Origin of the sequence: Enterobacter cloacae complex sp.6700776 (genome assembly GCF_048284255.1) — a bacterium.
GTDB lineage: Bacteria > Pseudomonadota > Gammaproteobacteria > Enterobacterales > Enterobacteriaceae > Enterobacter > Enterobacter intestinihominis.
Genome location: NZ_JBLVYK010000016.1, coordinates 80,621 through 96,446, shown reverse-complemented (window position 1 = coordinate 96,446; position 15,826 = coordinate 80,621). Strand labels below are relative to the sequence as shown.

General features: G+C 55.9%; 18 protein-coding genes, 1 tRNA gene and 1 riboswitch. Of the genes, 12 read left to right on the top strand and 7 right to left on the bottom strand.

Annotated elements, in window-relative coordinates:
* Positions 1-124 precede the first annotated feature (124 nt).
* On the bottom strand, positions 125-763 hold the full coding sequence (gene rutR / locus ACNQ0T_RS18810; protein ID WP_046618398.1) for an HTH-type transcriptional regulator RutR: 639 nt from the start codon (positions 761-763) through the stop codon (positions 125-127).
* Between the two features lie 245 nt (positions 764-1,008).
* Between rutR and rutA the strand changes: the two genes are divergently transcribed.
* From rutA to rutG, 7 genes are read left to right on the top strand one after another with little or no spacing between them, the layout of a single operon-like run.
* A complete protein-coding gene (gene rutA / locus ACNQ0T_RS18805; protein ID WP_023305836.1) occupies positions 1,009-2,100 on the top strand; it encodes a pyrimidine utilization protein A in 1,092 nt (363 codons plus the stop codon).
* Positions 2,100-2,789, top strand: a complete 690-nt coding sequence (gene rutB, locus ACNQ0T_RS18800) for a pyrimidine utilization protein B (RefSeq protein ID WP_022647681.1) — start codon at positions 2,100-2,102, stop codon at positions 2,787-2,789. The genes rutA and rutB overlap by 1 nt, the downstream gene beginning before the upstream one ends.
* A gap of 11 nt (positions 2,790-2,800) precedes the next feature.
* The gene (rutC, locus tag ACNQ0T_RS18795) at positions 2,801-3,187 is read left to right on the top strand and encodes a pyrimidine utilization protein C (RefSeq protein ID WP_015570870.1); all 387 of its coding nucleotides are present in this window, start codon (positions 2,801-2,803) and stop codon (positions 3,185-3,187) included.
* 7 nt (positions 3,188-3,194) lie between these two features.
* Positions 3,195-3,995 (top strand): pyrimidine utilization protein D, encoded by an 801-nt coding sequence (gene rutD / locus ACNQ0T_RS18790; protein WP_417930315.1) that lies wholly within the window; start codon positions 3,195-3,197, stop codon positions 3,993-3,995.
* A 9-nt stretch (positions 3,996-4,004) separates the two neighbouring features.
* Positions 4,005-4,595, top strand: coding sequence for a malonic semialdehyde reductase (locus ACNQ0T_RS18785; RefSeq protein WP_063199480.1), 591 nt, complete (start codon positions 4,005-4,007; stop codon positions 4,593-4,595).
* A 9-nt stretch (positions 4,596-4,604) separates the two neighbouring features.
* On the top strand, positions 4,605-5,099 hold the full coding sequence (gene rutF, locus ACNQ0T_RS18780; protein WP_023299762.1) for an NADH-dependent FMN reductase RutF: 495 nt from the start codon (positions 4,605-4,607) through the stop codon (positions 5,097-5,099).
* A gap of 21 nt (positions 5,100-5,120) precedes the next feature.
* Positions 5,121-6,437, top strand: a complete 1,317-nt coding sequence (gene rutG / locus ACNQ0T_RS18775) for a pyrimidine utilization transport protein G (RefSeq protein WP_032624507.1) — start codon at positions 5,121-5,123, stop codon at positions 6,435-6,437.
* Between the two features lie 101 nt (positions 6,438-6,538).
* Here rutG and ACNQ0T_RS18770 read toward each other — a convergent pair whose 3' ends face one another.
* Positions 6,539-7,459, bottom strand: a complete 921-nt coding sequence (locus tag ACNQ0T_RS18770; RefSeq protein ID WP_417930314.1) for a DMT family transporter — start codon at positions 7,457-7,459, stop codon at positions 6,539-6,541.
* Positions 7,460-7,575: 116 nt separating this feature from the next.
* Positions 7,576-7,746 carry a general stress protein gene (locus tag ACNQ0T_RS18765; RefSeq protein ID WP_001273664.1) on the bottom strand — a complete coding sequence of 57 codons (171 nt, stop codon included), beginning with the start codon at positions 7,744-7,746 and terminating at the stop codon, positions 7,576-7,578.
* A 391-nt stretch (positions 7,747-8,137) separates the two neighbouring features.
* Between ACNQ0T_RS18765 and wrbA the strand changes: the two genes are divergently transcribed.
* Both wrbA and ACNQ0T_RS18755 read left to right on the top strand, forming a co-directional pair.
* Positions 8,138-8,734 (top strand): NAD(P)H:quinone oxidoreductase, encoded by a 597-nt coding sequence (gene wrbA, locus ACNQ0T_RS18760; protein WP_022647675.1) that lies wholly within the window; start codon positions 8,138-8,140, stop codon positions 8,732-8,734.
* An 18-nt stretch (positions 8,735-8,752) separates the two neighbouring features.
* The gene (locus ACNQ0T_RS18755) at positions 8,753-8,980 is read left to right on the top strand and encodes a YccJ family protein (protein ID WP_022647674.1); all 228 of its coding nucleotides are present in this window, start codon (positions 8,753-8,755) and stop codon (positions 8,978-8,980) included.
* A 32-nt stretch (positions 8,981-9,012) separates the two neighbouring features.
* On the opposite strand, the gene agp is transcribed toward ACNQ0T_RS18755, so the two are convergent.
* Together agp and ACNQ0T_RS18745 are read right to left on the bottom strand one after the other, a co-directional pair.
* The gene (gene agp / locus ACNQ0T_RS18750) at positions 9,013-10,254 is read right to left on the bottom strand and encodes a bifunctional glucose-1-phosphatase/inositol phosphatase (RefSeq protein ID WP_045622221.1); all 1,242 of its coding nucleotides are present in this window, start codon (positions 10,252-10,254) and stop codon (positions 9,013-9,015) included.
* Positions 10,255-10,359: 105 nt separating this feature from the next.
* Positions 10,360-10,860, bottom strand: coding sequence for a DedA family protein (locus ACNQ0T_RS18745; protein WP_045308873.1), 501 nt, complete (start codon positions 10,858-10,860; stop codon positions 10,360-10,362).
* Between the two features lie 158 nt (positions 10,861-11,018).
* A riboswitch (M-box (ykoK) riboswitch) is annotated at positions 11,019-11,188 on the top strand.
* A 60-nt stretch (positions 11,189-11,248) separates the two neighbouring features.
* Here ACNQ0T_RS18745 and ACNQ0T_RS18740 point away from each other — a divergent pair.
* Positions 11,249-12,250, top strand: a complete 1,002-nt coding sequence (locus tag ACNQ0T_RS18740; protein ID WP_003858115.1) for a magnesium transporter — start codon at positions 11,249-11,251, stop codon at positions 12,248-12,250.
* Positions 12,251-12,292: 42 nt separating this feature from the next.
* Here ACNQ0T_RS18740 and ACNQ0T_RS18735 read toward each other — a convergent pair.
* Positions 12,293-12,380 (bottom strand) — tRNA-Ser (locus ACNQ0T_RS18735).
* A gap of 277 nt (positions 12,381-12,657) precedes the next feature.
* Here ACNQ0T_RS18735 and ACNQ0T_RS18730 point away from each other — a divergent pair.
* Both ACNQ0T_RS18730 and ACNQ0T_RS18725 read left to right on the top strand, forming a co-directional pair.
* Complete coding sequence (locus ACNQ0T_RS18730) at positions 12,658-13,509, top strand: hypothetical protein (RefSeq protein ID WP_023299756.1); 852 nt, start codon at positions 12,658-12,660, stop codon at positions 13,507-13,509.
* 17 nt (positions 13,510-13,526) lie between these two features.
* Complete coding sequence (locus ACNQ0T_RS18725; protein WP_045308871.1) at positions 13,527-14,054, top strand: helix-turn-helix domain-containing protein; 528 nt, start codon at positions 13,527-13,529, stop codon at positions 14,052-14,054.
* Positions 14,055-14,085: 31 nt separating this feature from the next.
* Here the strand turns inward: ACNQ0T_RS18725 and ACNQ0T_RS18720 are convergent, their stop codons facing one another.
* Positions 14,086-15,699, bottom strand: a complete 1,614-nt coding sequence (locus ACNQ0T_RS18720) for a mechanosensitive ion channel family protein (protein ID WP_023299754.1) — start codon at positions 15,697-15,699, stop codon at positions 14,086-14,088.
* Positions 15,700-15,826: the final 127 nt, after the last annotated feature.

The following is a 15,826-nucleotide window of genomic DNA, read 5'->3' as shown; positions in this document are numbered from 1 at the left end:
TTTACAGCCGGACCAGGGCATCGCTGACAGCCCTCAGTCATTTAGAAAGCAACTTTATTGCTTCTGCATAAAAAAATTACTGGGGATCCCTCAGCCCCGCGGGAGAGGGTTAGGGTGAGGGAAATTAGCGCACACGGATCCCTTCGATAATCATCCGCTGCACGTTTTCCAGGGTGCTCTGGAAAAACGCCTCGTCCTGGAGCGTTTTACCGGTTACCGCCTCGACCTGGGCCGCGAAGTCAGCGTAGTGCTGGGTTGAGGCCCAAATCATGAAAATCAGATGCTGCGGATCGACGGGCGCCAGTTTTCCGCTGGCGACCCATCCGGCAATAATGGCTGATTTATCGTCCACCAGCTGCTTTAGATCTCCCGTCAGCTCCGCCTGCAACAGCGGCGCGCCCTGTAACATCTCCAGACAAAACAGCCTCGATGCCTGGGGATAATCACGTGATACCTCCAGCTTCAGGCGTATGTACTCCTCTATCGCCACCAGCGGGGCCAGCTCTTCGCGAAATGCTTTAAGCGGTGCGAGCCAGATATCCAGGATCTGCTGCATCACCGCCACATATAGCGCCTCTTTCGACGGGTAGTAGTAGAGCAGATTGGTCTTGGACACCCCGGCCTGCTCCGCCACCTGCTCAAGGCGTGTACCGTGAATACCAAACTGCGAAAATGTCTCCAGCGCGGCGCTGAGGATCGCCTGTTTCTTGGCGCTCACCGCCTGCGAACGTTTACCGGGTGTTTTCACTGCGCCTTGTGTCATTTTCGCTCTCCATTTTCTGTCCTGCGCTCAGCATAGCAAAACCCCCGTCTCGCCACGACCTTCTGCACCCTCAGCGCGCATGAGTGCCTGTTTTCTGTGCAATGATTTTGACCACTTAGTCCACATTTTCGCTGTTAAATTTAACAACCGCCAGTTAACACCCTAATAACAAAGTATTTTTCAAAACTGGCACTCCCTTTGCAAAAACGTCGTGACACCTGCGACGTAATGAAGAGAGGTTCGTGATGAAAATTGGCGTATTTGTACCGATCGGCAACAACGGCTGGCTTATCTCGACCACGGCCCCGCAATACATGCCGACCTTTGAGCTGAATAAAGCCATCGTGCAGAAAGCGGAGCATTACCACTTCGACTTTGCGCTCTCGATGATCAAGCTGCGCGGTTTCGGCGGTAAGACCGAATTCTGGGACCACAACCTGGAGTCCTTTACCCTGATGGCGGGCCTGGCTGCGGTAACCTCGCGCATCCAGATTTACGCCACCGCCGCCACCCTTACCCTTCCCCCGGCAATCGTGGCGCGGATGGCCTCCACCATCGACTCCATCTCCGGCGGGCGCTTTGGCGTTAACCTGGTCACCGGCTGGCAAAAGCCGGAGTACGAGCAGATGGGGATCTGGCCGGGTGACGATTACTTCTCCCGTCGCTACGACTACCTGACTGAATACGTGCAGGTGCTGCGCGATCTGTGGGGCACCGGCAAAAGCGATTTCAAAGGCGACTTCTTCACCATGAACGACTGCCGTGTCAGCCCCCAGCCGTCGGTGCCGATGAAGGTGATTTGCGCCGGGCAGAGCGACGCGGGGATGGAATTCTCCGCCAAATACGCCGACTTCAACTTCTGCTTCGGCAAAGGCGTTAACACCCCTGCCGCCTTCGCGCCCACCGCGGCACGCATGAAAGCGGCCGCCGACAAAATCGGGCGCGACGTGGGCTCCTACGTGCTGTTTATGGTGATTGCCGACGAAACCGACGACGCCGCGCGCGCCAAATGGGAACGATACAAGGACGGCGCCGACGAGGAAGCCCTGAGCTGGCTGACCGAGCAGAGCCAGAAGGATACCCGCTCCGGCGCGGACACCAACGTTCGCCAGATGGCCGACCCGACGTCTGCCGTTAATATCAACATGGGCACCCTGGTTGGCTCGTATGCCAGCGTCGCCAGAATGCTCGACGAAGTGGCTGCCGTGCCCGGCGCCGAAGGCGTGCTGCTGACCTTCGATGATTTTCTCACCGGCGTGGAAACCTTCGGCGAGCGTATTCAGCCGCTGATGCAGTGCCGCGCCCACATCCCTGCCGTGACGAAGGAGGTGGCGTAATGACGACCCTCAACGCTCGCCCGGAGGCCATCACCTTTGACGCGCAGCAGAGCGCGCTGATCGTGGTGGATATGCAAAACGCCTATGCCAGTAAAGGCGGGTATCTGGATCTGGCCGGGTTCGACGTCTCGGCCACGCAGCCGGTGATTGAGAATATCAAAACCGCCGTGAGCGCCGCGCGTGCTGCGGGCATGCTGATCGTCTGGTTCCAGAACGGCTGGGACGACCAGTACGTCGAAGCTGGCGGTCCCGGCTCACCCAACTTTCACAAATCCAACGCCCTGAAAACCATGCGCCAACGGCCTGAACTCCAGGGTACGCTGCTGGCGAAAGGCGGCTGGGATTATCAGCTGGTGGATGAGCTGGTACCGGAAGCTGGCGATATCGTACTGCCGAAACCGCGCTACAGCGGCTTTTTCAATACCCCGCTCGACAGCCTGCTGCGCAGCCGGGGCATTCGTCATCTGGTCTTTACGGGCATTGCCACCAACGTCTGCGTGGAGTCCACCCTGCGCGACGGCTTCTTCCTCGAGTATTTTGGCGTGGTGCTGGAAGACGCTACCCATCAGGCCGGGCCAGATTTTGCCCAGAAAGCCGCCCTGTTCAATATCGAAACCTTTTTTGGCTGGGTCAGTAACGTCAATGATTTCTGCGACGCGCTGGATCCCCCGCTCGCCCGCATCGCCTGAGGAGAACCGCTATGCCGAAATCCGTGATTATTCCGCCGGGCACCAGCACCCCGATAGCCCCGTTTGTCCCCGGTACCCTCGCCGACGGCGTGGTGTATGTCTCAGGCACGCTGCCGTTTGATAAAGACAACAACGTGGTGTTTATCGATGACCCAAAGGCGCAAACCCGCCACGTGCTGGAGACGATCAAAACCGTGATCGAAACGGCGGGTGGCACGATGGAGGACGTGACCTTCAACAGCATCTTTATCACCGACTGGAAAAACTACGCCGCGATTAACGAGATCTACGCGGAGTTTTTCCCCGGCGATAAACCGGCGCGATTTTGCATCCAGTGCGGGCTGGTAAAGCCTGAAGCGCTGGTTGAAATTGCCACCGTTGCGCACATCGCGAAGTGAGGCCGCCATGAAACTGTCCATTTCCCCGCCCCCCTTTGCGGGCGCGCCCGTGGTGGTGCTGATTGCCGGGCTCGGCGGCAGCGGCAGCTACTGGCTGCCTCAGCTCGCCGTGCTGGGGCAGGAGTATCAGGTGGTGTGCTACGACCAGCGGGGCACGGGGAATAACCCGGATACCCTGCCGGAAGATTACACCCTCGCACACATGGCCGACGAGCTCGCACTGGCGTTAGCCGGGGCCGGGATCGCCCGTTACTGCGTGGTCGGCCACGCGCTGGGGGCGCTGGTCGGCCTGCGGCTGGCTATCGATAAGCCTGACGCCCTCACCGCGCTGGTTTGTGTCAACGGCTGGCTGACCCTCAATGCCCATACCCGACGCTGTTTTGACGTTCGCGAACGTCTGCTGCATGCGGGCGGGGCTCAGGCGTGGGTAGAGGTACAGCCGCTGTTTCTTTACCCGGCAGACTGGATGGCTGCCCGCGCTCCGCGGCTGGAGGCCGAGGAAGCGCTGGCGCTGGCCCATTTCCAGGGCAAAGCCAATCTGCTGCGCAGGCTGCATGCGCTGAAACAGGCCGATTTCAGCCGCCACGCTGCACGCGTTCGCTGCCCCGTGCAGATTATTTGTTCCACCGACGATCTGCTGGTGCCGTCCGTCTGCTCCGCGGAACTGCACGCCGCCCTCCCGCACGCCCGCAAAACGGTCATGCGCCAGGGCGGGCATGCCTGCAACGTGACCGCGCCGGACATCTTTAACACGCTGCTGCTGAACGGGCTTGCCAGCCTGCTGCACAGCCCTGAACCCGCTTTGTAAGGAGCCTGAATGAGCGAAGCCATCACGCCCGCCGCGCTGGAAACGCTGTTTACCGGCGCACGTACCCATAACGGCTGGCTGGATTTACCGGTCAGTGACGAGACGCTGCGCGAGATTTATGACCTGATGAAATGGGGGCCGACGTCCGCCAACTGCTCCCCGGCGCGCATTGTCTTTGTGCGAAGCCCGGAAGGAAAAGAGAAGCTGCGCCCGGCGCTCTCCAGCGGCAACCTTGAGAAAACGCTCACCGCCCCGGTCACGGCAATTGTCGCCTGGGACAGCGAGTTTTATGAGCGCCTGCCTGTACTGTTCCCGCACGGGGATGCCAGAAGCTGGTTTACCTCCAGCCCCGCACTGGCGGAAGAGACCGCCTTTCGCAACAGTTCGATGCAGGCCGCGTACCTGATCTTCGCCTGCCGCGCGCTCGGGCTCGACACCGGGCCGATGTCCGGCTTTGACCGGGAAAAAGTGGACGCGGCCTTTTTCACGGGCACGCTGCTTAAAAGCAATCTGCTGATTAACATCGGTTATGGCGATATGAGCAAAGTCTATGGGCGCTTACCGCGTCTGACCTTCGAAGACGCCTGCGGGCTGGCGTAAGGAGCCATCATGACGACACCCGATCAACAAACCTTCCGTGATGCCATGGCCTGCGTCGGTGCGGCGGTCAATATCATCACCACCGACGGCCCTGCGGGAATGGCGGGCTTTACCGCCAGCGCGGTATGCAGCGTGACCGATTCCCCGCCCACTCTGCTGGTTTGCCTCAACCGTGGCGCGTCCGTCTGGCCGATTTTCAGCGAGAACCGCACCCTGTGCGTTAACACGCTGAGTGCCGGACAGGAGCCATTATCCAACCTGTTTGGCGGTAAAACGCCGATGGCGGAACGCTTTGCCGCTGCCCGCTGGCAGACAGGCGACACGGGCTGTCCACGTCTGGAAAATGCCCTGGCCTCGTTCGACTGCCGCATCAGCCAGGTGGTTAGCGTCGGCACCCACGACATTCTGTTTTGCGACATCGTATCCATCGTTCGCCACCCGGCACCGCAAGGGCTGGTGTGGTTCGACCGCGGCTATCACGCACTTATGCGACCCGCCTGTTAATCCGCATTCAGGAGACAGAACATGTTCGGACTTCCCCACTGGCAGTTGAAATCGACCTCCACAGAAGCAGGCGTGGTCGCGCCGGATGAAAGGCTCCCGCTCGGGCAGACAATGGTGATGGGCGTGCAGCATGCGGTCGCGATGTTTGGTGCGACGGTGCTAATGCCCATGCTGATGGGGCTGGATCCTAACCTCGCCATTTTGATGTCGGGTATGGGTACCCTGCTGTTCTTTTTTGTCACCGGCGGGCGCGTGCCCAGCTATCTGGGCTCCAGCGCCGCCTTTGTGGGAGTCGTTATTGCAGCGACCGGGTTTAACGGTCAGGGCATTAACCCCAACCTGAGCGTGGCCCTCGGCGGCATTATCGCCTGTGGGCTGGTCTACACCCTTACCGGTCTGGTGGTGATGAAAGTCGGCACGCGCTGGATCGAGCGGATGATGCCCCCCGTCGTCACCGGGGCGGTGGTGATGGCGATAGGCCTGAACCTCGCGCCGATTGCGGTGAAGAGCGTATCCGGCTCGCCGTTTGAAAGCTGGATGGCGGTGATTACGGTGCTGTGCATCGGCGTGGTGGCGGTCTTTACGCGCGGGATGATCCAGCGGCTGCTGATTCTGGTCGGGCTGATTGCGGCCTGTCTGATCTACGCGCTGCTGGCGAACGTGTTTGGTCTCGGCAAGCCGGTTGATTTCACACTGATTCACCAGGCCGCCTGGTTCGGCATGCCGCACATGACCTCACCCACCTTTAACGCTCAGGCGATGATGCTCATCGCGCCTGTTGCGGTGATTCTGGTGGCTGAAAACCTGGGCCACCTGAAAGCCGTAGCGGGAATGACCGGGCGCAATATGGACCCGTATATGGGGCGGGCGTTTGTGGGAGACGGTCTGGCGACCATGCTCTCCGGCTCGGTCGGCGGCAGCGGCGTGACGACCTACGCGGAAAACATCGGCGTGATGGCAGTGACCAAAGTCTACTCGACGCTGGTCTTCGTGGCGGCGGCGGTGATGGCGATACTGCTCGGCTTTTCCCCAAAATTCGGCGCATTGATCCACACCATCCCGGCACCCGTGATTGGCGGCGCCTCGATTGTTGTATTTGGTCTGATTGCCGTCGCGGGGGCACGCATCTGGGTGCAGAATCATGTTGATCTGAGCCAGAACGGTAACCTGATCATGGTGGCGGTCACGCTGGTGCTGGGCGCAGGCGACTTCGCCCTGACGCTGGGCGGGTTTACGGTGGGCGGGATTGGCACGGCGACCTTCGGCGCGATCCTGCTCAACGCCCTGCTTAGCCGCCGCAAAGGGGATGAAGCGCAAGCGGAAGCCATCACCCCCTGAACCTGAAATAGCCGGGTGACGCTACGCTTACCCGGCCTACATGCCAATTGTAGGCCCGTGCAAGCGAAGCGCCGCCGGGCAAACGGGCAGCGTGCGCGTTGTTAGCTATCTGCCCCTTGTTCAGTGCCCAACCCGGCAATCGACTTACGTCGTTTTTTTAACTTTAACTCGCTCACCAGCACCCCGGCGACAATAAACGCCGCGCCCACCAGCGCCAGCAGCGGCAGACGCTCCCCGGCGAGTCGCCCGAAAATACCCGCCCACACCGGTTCACCGGTATAGATGACCGTCGCCCGTGTCGGAGATACGCTGCGCTGCGCCCAGTTCATGGTGACCTGAATAATGGCGCTAAAAAAGCCCAGCCCCAGCGCCACGACGATAAGCCCGGTAGACATCGGCGGGACGGACTCCCCTGCCGGCACCATCGTCGCGAACGCCACCAGCGACGCGGTGGCAAGCTGCACGACCGTCACCCGCTTGACGTCCACTTTTCCTGCCCAGGCGCTAATCAAAATAATTTCTGCCGCAATGGCAACGGCCCCCACCAGCGTGATGATCTCTCCCGGCCCCAGCGCCAGCAGATTATTTCCCGGCCCGGCTAATAAAATGAGGCCGATGAACGCCAGCACGATACCAATGCACGACATCAGGCCCGGTATTCTGCCCAGGCACAGCCACTGCAACAGCGGCACCAGCGGTACGTACATGGCGGTGATGAAAGCGGATTTACTGCTGGAGATAGACTGAAGCCCCCACGTTTGCAGGCTATAGCCCATGGCAATCGCCACGCCAATAGCGACACCCGCTTTAAGCTCTCTCAGGGTCAACCCGCGCAGGGTTTTCAGCGAAATAAGCGCCACGGCAACCGCCGCGGTTGCAAAGCGCAGCCCTACAAAGAAAAACGGATCGCTCATCGTGACCGCGTACTGAACGGCAAGAAAGGTTCCGCCCCAGAACATGGTGATCAAAATCAGGATGGCTTCCTGAGGCTTAATGGAGAAAGTAAAACGGGAAACGGACATGGGACACCAGCACGAAGAATCAATCCTGTAGTGTGCGATGCCTTTGATTACAGTTCAATGTAGCAGACATAAAAAAACCGCCGGGAAACCCGGCGGCAGAGAGTTAACCCGGCGTACTACTTGTTGCTGCCGTGGCTATTTTTACCCCCTTTTTTGCCAGCCTCTGATGCGCGCTGAGGGTCGTTTTTAAAATTGCCCCCGCTAGACTGGCCACCTTTACGACCTGCTTCTGATGCTCTTTCACGGTCTTCAGCGAAATTACCTGAACCACCACGATGGTTTGCCATCTCTAACCTCCAGAGTGTGAAACATTAGACATCATATTGCATTCAGTAAAAGAGGATTCTTTCACCTCGCGGCTCAAGGACAGTGCCTTTATCTGTGCCGCGTGAAACTAAGCTTAGTGTAATGCGGCTATCCGGCAAGCGAGAGGTAATATTCTGCAACATGATCTCAGCCTTTCGTATGAAATATTGAGGAGGTTATCCATAAGCCATTCTTATATTTTGAAAAAACAGCGCTGCTAAAGTTGTTTCATTTTGCTACAAAGCACGTAACGAAAAGATATTGTTATATATCAAATAAATGCCGTTCATTTTTGCAGTCTGGCCGTGATGTCATATCTTTAAAGTAACGCAGCGATCCGCTGTAAGAAAAACCAACGAGGAGTGATGCAAAATGGCAAAAGTTCTGGTGCTCTATTATTCCATGTATGGACACATTGAAACCATGGCTCACGCAGTTGCAGAAGGCGCAAACAGAGTAGACGGCGTTGAGGTTGTGGTTAAACGCGTACCGGAAACCATGCAGGCGGAAGCCTTCGCCAAAGCCGGGGGAAAAACACAAAACGCCCAGGTCGCCACCCCGCAGGAGCTCGCGGACTATGATGCCATTATCTTCGGCACCCCGACCCGCTTCGGCAATATGTCCGGCCAGATGCGCACCTTCCTCGACCAGACGGGCGGGCTCTGGGCCTCCGGCGCGTTATACGGCAAGCTGGCCAGCGTGTTCAGCTCTACCGGCACAGGCGGCGGCCAGGAGCAGACGATCACCTCAACCTGGACTACCCTTGCACATCATGGGATGGTGATTGTGCCGATTGGCTACGGCGCGCAGGAACTGTTCGATGTTTCCCAGGTTCGTGGCGGGACACCGTATGGCGCGACAACCATTGCCGGTGGGGATGGTTCACGTCAGCCAAGCAATGAAGAACTTTCGATCGCCCGCTATCAGGGTGAATACGTCGCGGGTCTTGCCAAAAAACTGAACGGCTAACCCAACAGGAGGACAAGTATGCCAACTCAAGAATCCAAAGCTCACCACGTGGGCGAATGGGCAAGTTTACGCAATACCTCTCCGGAGATTGCAGAAGCCATCTTTGAAGTCGCCAGGTATGACGAAAAGCTGGCTGAGCAGATTTGGGAAGAAGGCAACGATGAAGTGCTGGTTCGCGCCTTCGAAAAAACCGACAAAGACTCGCTGTTCTGGGGCGAGCAAACCATCGAACGTAAAAACGTCTGAATGTTCCCCCCGCCCGCGCGGGGGGTTTTCTTCTATTTCGCCGCGTTGTTCATCACCGCATTGAATTTATCGATCGGACAGAAGCCGTTGCCATCTACCGGACAGCCCTTCAGCTCCAGCGTCACGCGCTGCGCAGGAGATTGCAGCGACAGCACGCTGGCATTACGCAACTGCTCAGAACTCTGGTAGACATACTCAATTTTCATCAGCTCCTGGTTAGTGTTTTTGTCATGCCAGCGCTGGAAGACAATTTTACCGCCAATCGGGGTTCGTTCCTGCTGGTCGTGCAGCTGATACGGCCTGAAATCCAGCGCGGTCAGCAGCGAGGCAATGTTGGAGTCGTGCCCCACCAGCAGGGTAATTTTTGGCGCTTTGGCCTGTTCGGTCACCAGCGCTTTATCAATGTACTTCACCAACGGTTTAGCCACGTTCTGCGCCACGTCCGTCGAGGTAAACAGCGAGTCCTGGTAGCCGTTTTTCAGCTTCGACAGCACGCGCCACTGCTGATCGGTTTTGATTTCCCCCCATGCCACCTGGTCTGCCGGGAATCCTTCGTAATACTGTAGGGTGAACGCATCCACCAGCGAGTTACCCACTTTCAGCGGCCCGGAGACGCCCGGCTCTTTTTCATAATCGGCGCTGAACGTATCTTTCGCCTCCGTCAGGGAACAGACTTTTTTCTCCTTGCAGGACGGCGAGTCGCTATAGTTTGTCAGCTGCTCCAGCAGTTTGTAGCTTTCATCCAGCTGCATTTTCTGCCGTTCTGTCTCCATCGCTTTCAGCGCTTTCTCACGAAACTCAGGGGAATTATCGGTAATGACCGGATTGAAGGTGGGGTCCATGGTGCCCATTTTTTCCTGATGATGCACAGGCACATCGCACCCCGGGAACGCGCCGGTGATAAAGAACTGCGCGGTCGCCACGGTGCGCTGGAGGCTGTTGGCGTAGGCATAGACGGTATCCGCTTGCGGGCATTCACCCGTCTTCACCATCCCCTGCTCTGCCAGCCACTCGCGTATATAGTGACCCATATACACTTCCAGTACGCCCCCTTTGGTGGTGAGCTGTCCACCCGGGACGTCCCACTCCGGCCACTGCTTCGGCGTGGACTGCTCCAGCACGCTGCCGTTATTGGCGAGCGGTGCACGCAGGTTGTGGCGGCTCATGATGAGTACCTGTTCCAGCTGATAGCCGTCCGGTGTGTCCTGCGCCTGTGCGCCAAAGGTCACGGCAAGGGTACCTGCCACGGCAACTGCGAGTAGTGCTTTTCTCATCCCTAATTCCTCACACGTTTTTTTAATGTCGCATTGAGTGTGACAGATTCGTGACAGGTTTTTCGGGAAGCATTTCTCAAACTGATGAATACGTGACTCGCTGATTCAGAGGCTGATGCCGGTGACGATGCCGACATACAGCGCCGCCCATGCGCAGGCTGAAAGCAGGCTGATGGCGTAAACCTTTATCGCGCTCAGCCTGAGCATGCCCGCCGCCAGCGGCACGATATAGCGCAGTACCGCCAGGAAACGCGAGGTGAACAACACCAGCAGGCCATTTTTATGCAGCTGGTGCTGTACCCGCAAAAACTTCCCGGCATGTTTTGCCGTGAAGCGTGACACTCGCCGGGTATGCCCCATCAGCTGGCCGATATGGTAATTCAGCACCGATCCTGCCGTAGCGCCCATCACCACCGCCAGCCACGTCAGCGCCGGATGCATACTCGACTGGCTGACGGCAATCCCCGCCAGCAGCATGACCGATGCGGGCGGGAGCACGGAAGAGATCAGTACCGTTGATTTACTCAGTGCCATAACAACGAGCAACGCGAAGAGATGCGTTGGATAATGCGCAAAATGATCCAGCAGCGTGTCCAGCCATGCCATTTTACTCTCCCCGGTAACATCAGAATTCCCCATTAGAAGTGAAAATAGTTAAATAAAACGTCAACATTCATTCAATAATATTCATTTAAACCATACTTAAACATTATTTAAATTCCTCAGCAGCCATTTTAAATAAGCGTATTATCCCTCACGTTTTACAACGATCTCGTTATGGCGAGGCTCCTGTACAAATACACGTTATCGCTCTGGTGGGTTCGAGAGAACCGGCACAGGGTAAAACAGGCACTGTCGAATCAAGGCTTTGCCAGTATAACTTCCCTTACGGGATACGGTGTACAGTGCTGAACCCAGGACGTGGGGATCTCCTTTCCGACATGCCCTGTCTTGCTCGCCCCTGAGAGATTTTATTATTCAAAGGGAAGTTACAATGTCTTACGCTATTCACAACCAAAATCTGGCTTTTAACGACAGCGCCATCGCGCAATATATGAATACCGATTTTATCGTTATTGATATTTCATTATGCGTGGCTCTGGCACGCGAGCAGTTCTTTGAAAAATTAAAAGATGATGATATTCCGTCACATATTTTTATCGAAGACAACGGTCGCCTCGCGGGTTTGATTGCCGTACGTAAATTATTGCAGGCCACGGATACCGTACAGCCCGTTAAAGGTCTGATGATATCGGATTTTATCCAGCTTAAACCGGAAGATGAGCGGGCGGATGTCGCCGGGTTGCTGGCGCACGCAGGTGCGGATGTCGTACCGGTGGTGACCCACGGCAAGCTGGTGGGCTGCCTTACCGAGCGTGAAATCGCCCATCTGCTGGAAGATGACGTTACTGAAGATGCCCAGCTTCAGGGGGCAACGCTGCCGCTGGAGAAGCCCTATCTGGAAACCAGCGCCTTTAGCCTGTGGAAGAAACGCTCCGTCTGGCTGCTGCTGCTGTTTGTCGCGGAAGCGTATACCAGCTCGGTGATCCAGCATTTTGAAGAGGCGCTGGAATCCGCCATTGCGCTGGCGTTCTTTATTCCGCTGCTGATTGGCACCGGCGGAAACAGCGGGACGCAGATTACCTCGACGCTGGTGCGCGCCATGGCGCTGGGTGAAGTCCACCTTCGCGACGTGGGTCGCGTGCTGCGCAAAGAGATGAGCACCTCGTTAATGATTGCCGCCACGCTGGGCCTGGCGGGCTGCGTTCGTGCCTGGATGATGGGCATTGGGATGGAAATCACGCTTATCGTCAGCCTGACGCTGGTCTGCATTACGCTCTGGAGCGCCATTGTCTCATCGGTGATCCCGATGGTATTGAAACGTTGCAAAATCGACCCGGCGGTCGTTTCCGCGCCGTTTATCGCCACGCTGATCGACGGTACCGGGCTCATTATCTACTTCAAAATCGCACAGTATACGCTGGGGCTGGAATAACGAAAAAACCCTGCGATATTGCTATCGCAGGGTTTTCGAATTTGGCGGAAGCGTAGAGATTCGAACTCTAGAACCCTTTCGGGTCGCCGGTTTTCAAGACCGGTGCCTTCAACCGCTCGGCCACGCTTCCAAAGTGAGGCGCACTATAAACATCTCTGAGCATGATGTAAAGCAGGAAATTGCATTACGTTGAGCTTCTTGCCTCATTCCCTTCCGCTCCGATCACTTCTTCGTCATCGGCTGGCTAAAATGTAAACATTTATTTTTACATCACATAAACTTATTAGAATGAAAGTTTGTGATCTAGACTCTTTTTCATACACCGCAGCTTATCCGTGCAACATTGCCACCTCAATATGCCCTTGTAAGACCCTATTCACGCAGGTCACTGCGATAAGAGATTTTCCATGAAATTATTCGATACCGATAACTACAGACTTATTCTCTGGCGTAAATTTCTGCCGTGGCTGATCCAGAACGGTGCGCAAAAAAACAACCCGCATGACTATTTTCTGGTGTACTTAAAAGATGCCGACAATACGCGTTATATTCTGAAGAAGCACGAAAGCAGCAACGTTGTGCTCTGCCCGATGCATAAAAGCGAAGATGTCAGTATGAGCGTGGAAGATATCAGCGAAATGCAGGCTGAAATCATTCACTATAAGCGCAATGGGTTTCAGGCTTACAAAGGCATTATCCCGTTTGCCTTTGACCATTATACGAAAATCATCACCTTAAAAACGGCCCTTGCTCGTCTGAAAGGGCGCTGTATTTCTGGCCTGAAATCTGATTCAGAAACCATCAGCCGGGACCGTTACAACTTGCTCAGGCTGCTGGTGACCGACTACGTCAACCAGCGCCCTTCGCGCGTTTCGTCTGGTTTCACCCAGCGGGAAGTGATCGCCATGCTTTACGGCACACTTTGGTATAAACATATCAAAAATGAGTCGTTTAGCAGAAAAATCGCGCTCTTACTTGAGTCGCTCGTGATCACGGGCGATCTCAGCGAAGAGGGTAAGGTGTACTACGTGCAGGGCCAGGCTATTACCACCATGGTCGAGTATGAAAAAGAGGACCAGCGGGTAACGCATCAGCAAAAAATGCAGAAAAAAATTACGCGTTTTATGTTTGCGATAACGCTATCTACGCTGCTGATTATTCTGGTTCTGCTGTCGATGGCCGGGGTCGTCGACCTCGCCGCTGTATGGCAGAAAATACTACAGATTAAGCCTCTTAGATTTTTAATGAATTTTATCTAAAACCCTGCCCATTAATTATGAATTTTATTTTTATCAGCGATAACTATTACCTTTGCCACGGTGTCTCAAGCTCACTGACATCTACCCATTTGATTCGCGATGAGGAGGATATTCACCATCTTTATGAGGTCGATCCCGAGCTGGATTTTATCATTGCGGTTGAACAGGATAAGTTACGCAATAAAACCATTCAGCAGGTCAAAAAAGTCAAGCGTGATTACATTGTCCTGATGCATGAGATAGAAGCCAACAGCGCGGTGAGAATTGATAATATTATCTATTCGTCGATGCATTTTACTGCTCACCCTTTTCAGCAGCTGATGCGTTTTTATCGGGCGCTCAGGACACACTCCTTTACCCGACGCGAATATGACGTGCTAAAGCTTTTCCATATGGAAAATCATGAAATCGCGAAAAAGCTGCAACTGTCACAAAAAACGACCAGCACCTACCGCGTGAGGATCCTCGAGAAATTGAATATGCGTTCAAAAAACATTCTGGCGATGACCCGTATAAAATCGGCGATTGTCGATCAGAAACTGTGATCTTTTGGCTTACCTTGGGAAAACCGGGGCCTCAGGTTTCGCCCTGAGGGGGTTTGGCGGGCGCGGTATACCAGTTCTCTTTGGCAACCATTACGCTGCCCTCTGGCTGCATAACAAAATTCGGAGACATGATCTGCACGTTAAATTCGTTAAACACATCCTGTATCTGGCTATGCAGTTCATTGCGGGCAACCGCGAGGGACTGGTCGGGCAGCAGACGAACCTGCAACTCGTAGGCGATATACCAGTCCATTAACCCTAACTGGCGCACCAGCGGCGGCTCAGAAAGATCAATCCCTTTTGCCCGTTTCGCGGCCAGCTCCAGCATGGCATGCACCTGACGCCATGGGGTGTCATAACCAATAGTGACGCTGACCGTCAGATTGAGGCTGCCATCAGGCTGTAGCGCGCTAAGGTTGGTGATCTTACCGCTCACCACCACCGCATTGGGCACGGTAACGACATAATTTTCCCGGGTAATAATTTTGGTCGCCAGCATGCCTATTTCACTGACCTTACCTTCGTTATCCGCCACCCGAATGACATCGCCTTTACGCAGTGCGCGGGAGTAAATCAGGACCAGACCGCTCATGGCATGGTTCATCACCCCTGCCGAACCCAGCGTTAACATCAGGCCGAAGAAGACGCTAATACCTTTAAACGCCAGTGAGTTTGCGCCGGGGAGAAACGGCCAGGCAGCGGAGAGAGCAAATAGCCAGACGGCGACGGAAATGAGCTTACGGGTAGCCCCCACGGTTTCCGGATGTACGCCGGGAAGTTGCAGACGACCAGCCTCCACCTGATTCAGCACCATCCTCAGAAGCTTCAGAATAAAAGCGGTAATGAGGAAAATGATCAGAACAATCGTCAGCCCCGGCAAAGCCGAGACAATCGCCAGGGCAATTTGCTGCACCACGCGAAGCGACCAGTCTCCCAGCGACGTGCCCCACACCCGCGTCCACGGAAACAGACTGAATGCCCAGCTCAGCCAGACGTAAAAGCCGATTAAACCCAGCAGGAACATCAGCAAGGCGTAAAGCCGAATCTCAATGGCGCCAATGTACCGCCGCCAGCTTTGCGGCACCCGGCTGCGATTCTCCACAATACGCAGACGGTAGACGCGTCGAAACCAGCGCCAGGATCGCCAGGCGCCATAGCAGAGCAGCAAAAGCGCCAGCAGGCCAGCGGCAGCTTTTACCGTCGACAGCGCCAGCCAACCGGTATCGTATTGATCGCGCAGCGCCATTCTCTGCGCTTCCATGCGCGCCAGCACGCGCTGCGCGGCCTGATCGAGGGTGAGATCGTCCCCTTCGTCCAAATCCCCTTCCGTCAGCAGCATCACGGGCTTACCGTTCATCACGATCAGCCGCCCCTGCTGGTTATAGCGGGTCACGGGGACGATAGTGAGCGGCTCACGCACGTCCGCCTCGGTAAAATTGCGCAGGGTGTTGCGGATGCGTAAAACGCGCTCCTCCGGCGTGGTCAGGCCAAATTTCGCCTGAAGCATGACGATCGGCTGATGAAAGATATAGACCGTCCGGGCGCGCTCCTGCTCAGAAGGCGCCTGGCGGGGCTCAGCGGCATACGATGAGAAGGCGCTCAGGGAGGCAAAACAGAACGCAAACGCGAGCAGGATCTTTTTCATCCTCACTACCCCAGATCAGAAATCTTGTTGTTTTTCAGGCAACCCGCGAATGCCAGGTGGGTATGTTGAGAATAGTCCAGCCTTTCGTTTCTGCAACAAGCGACGGTGAGCGTGTTGCTCTCAATCA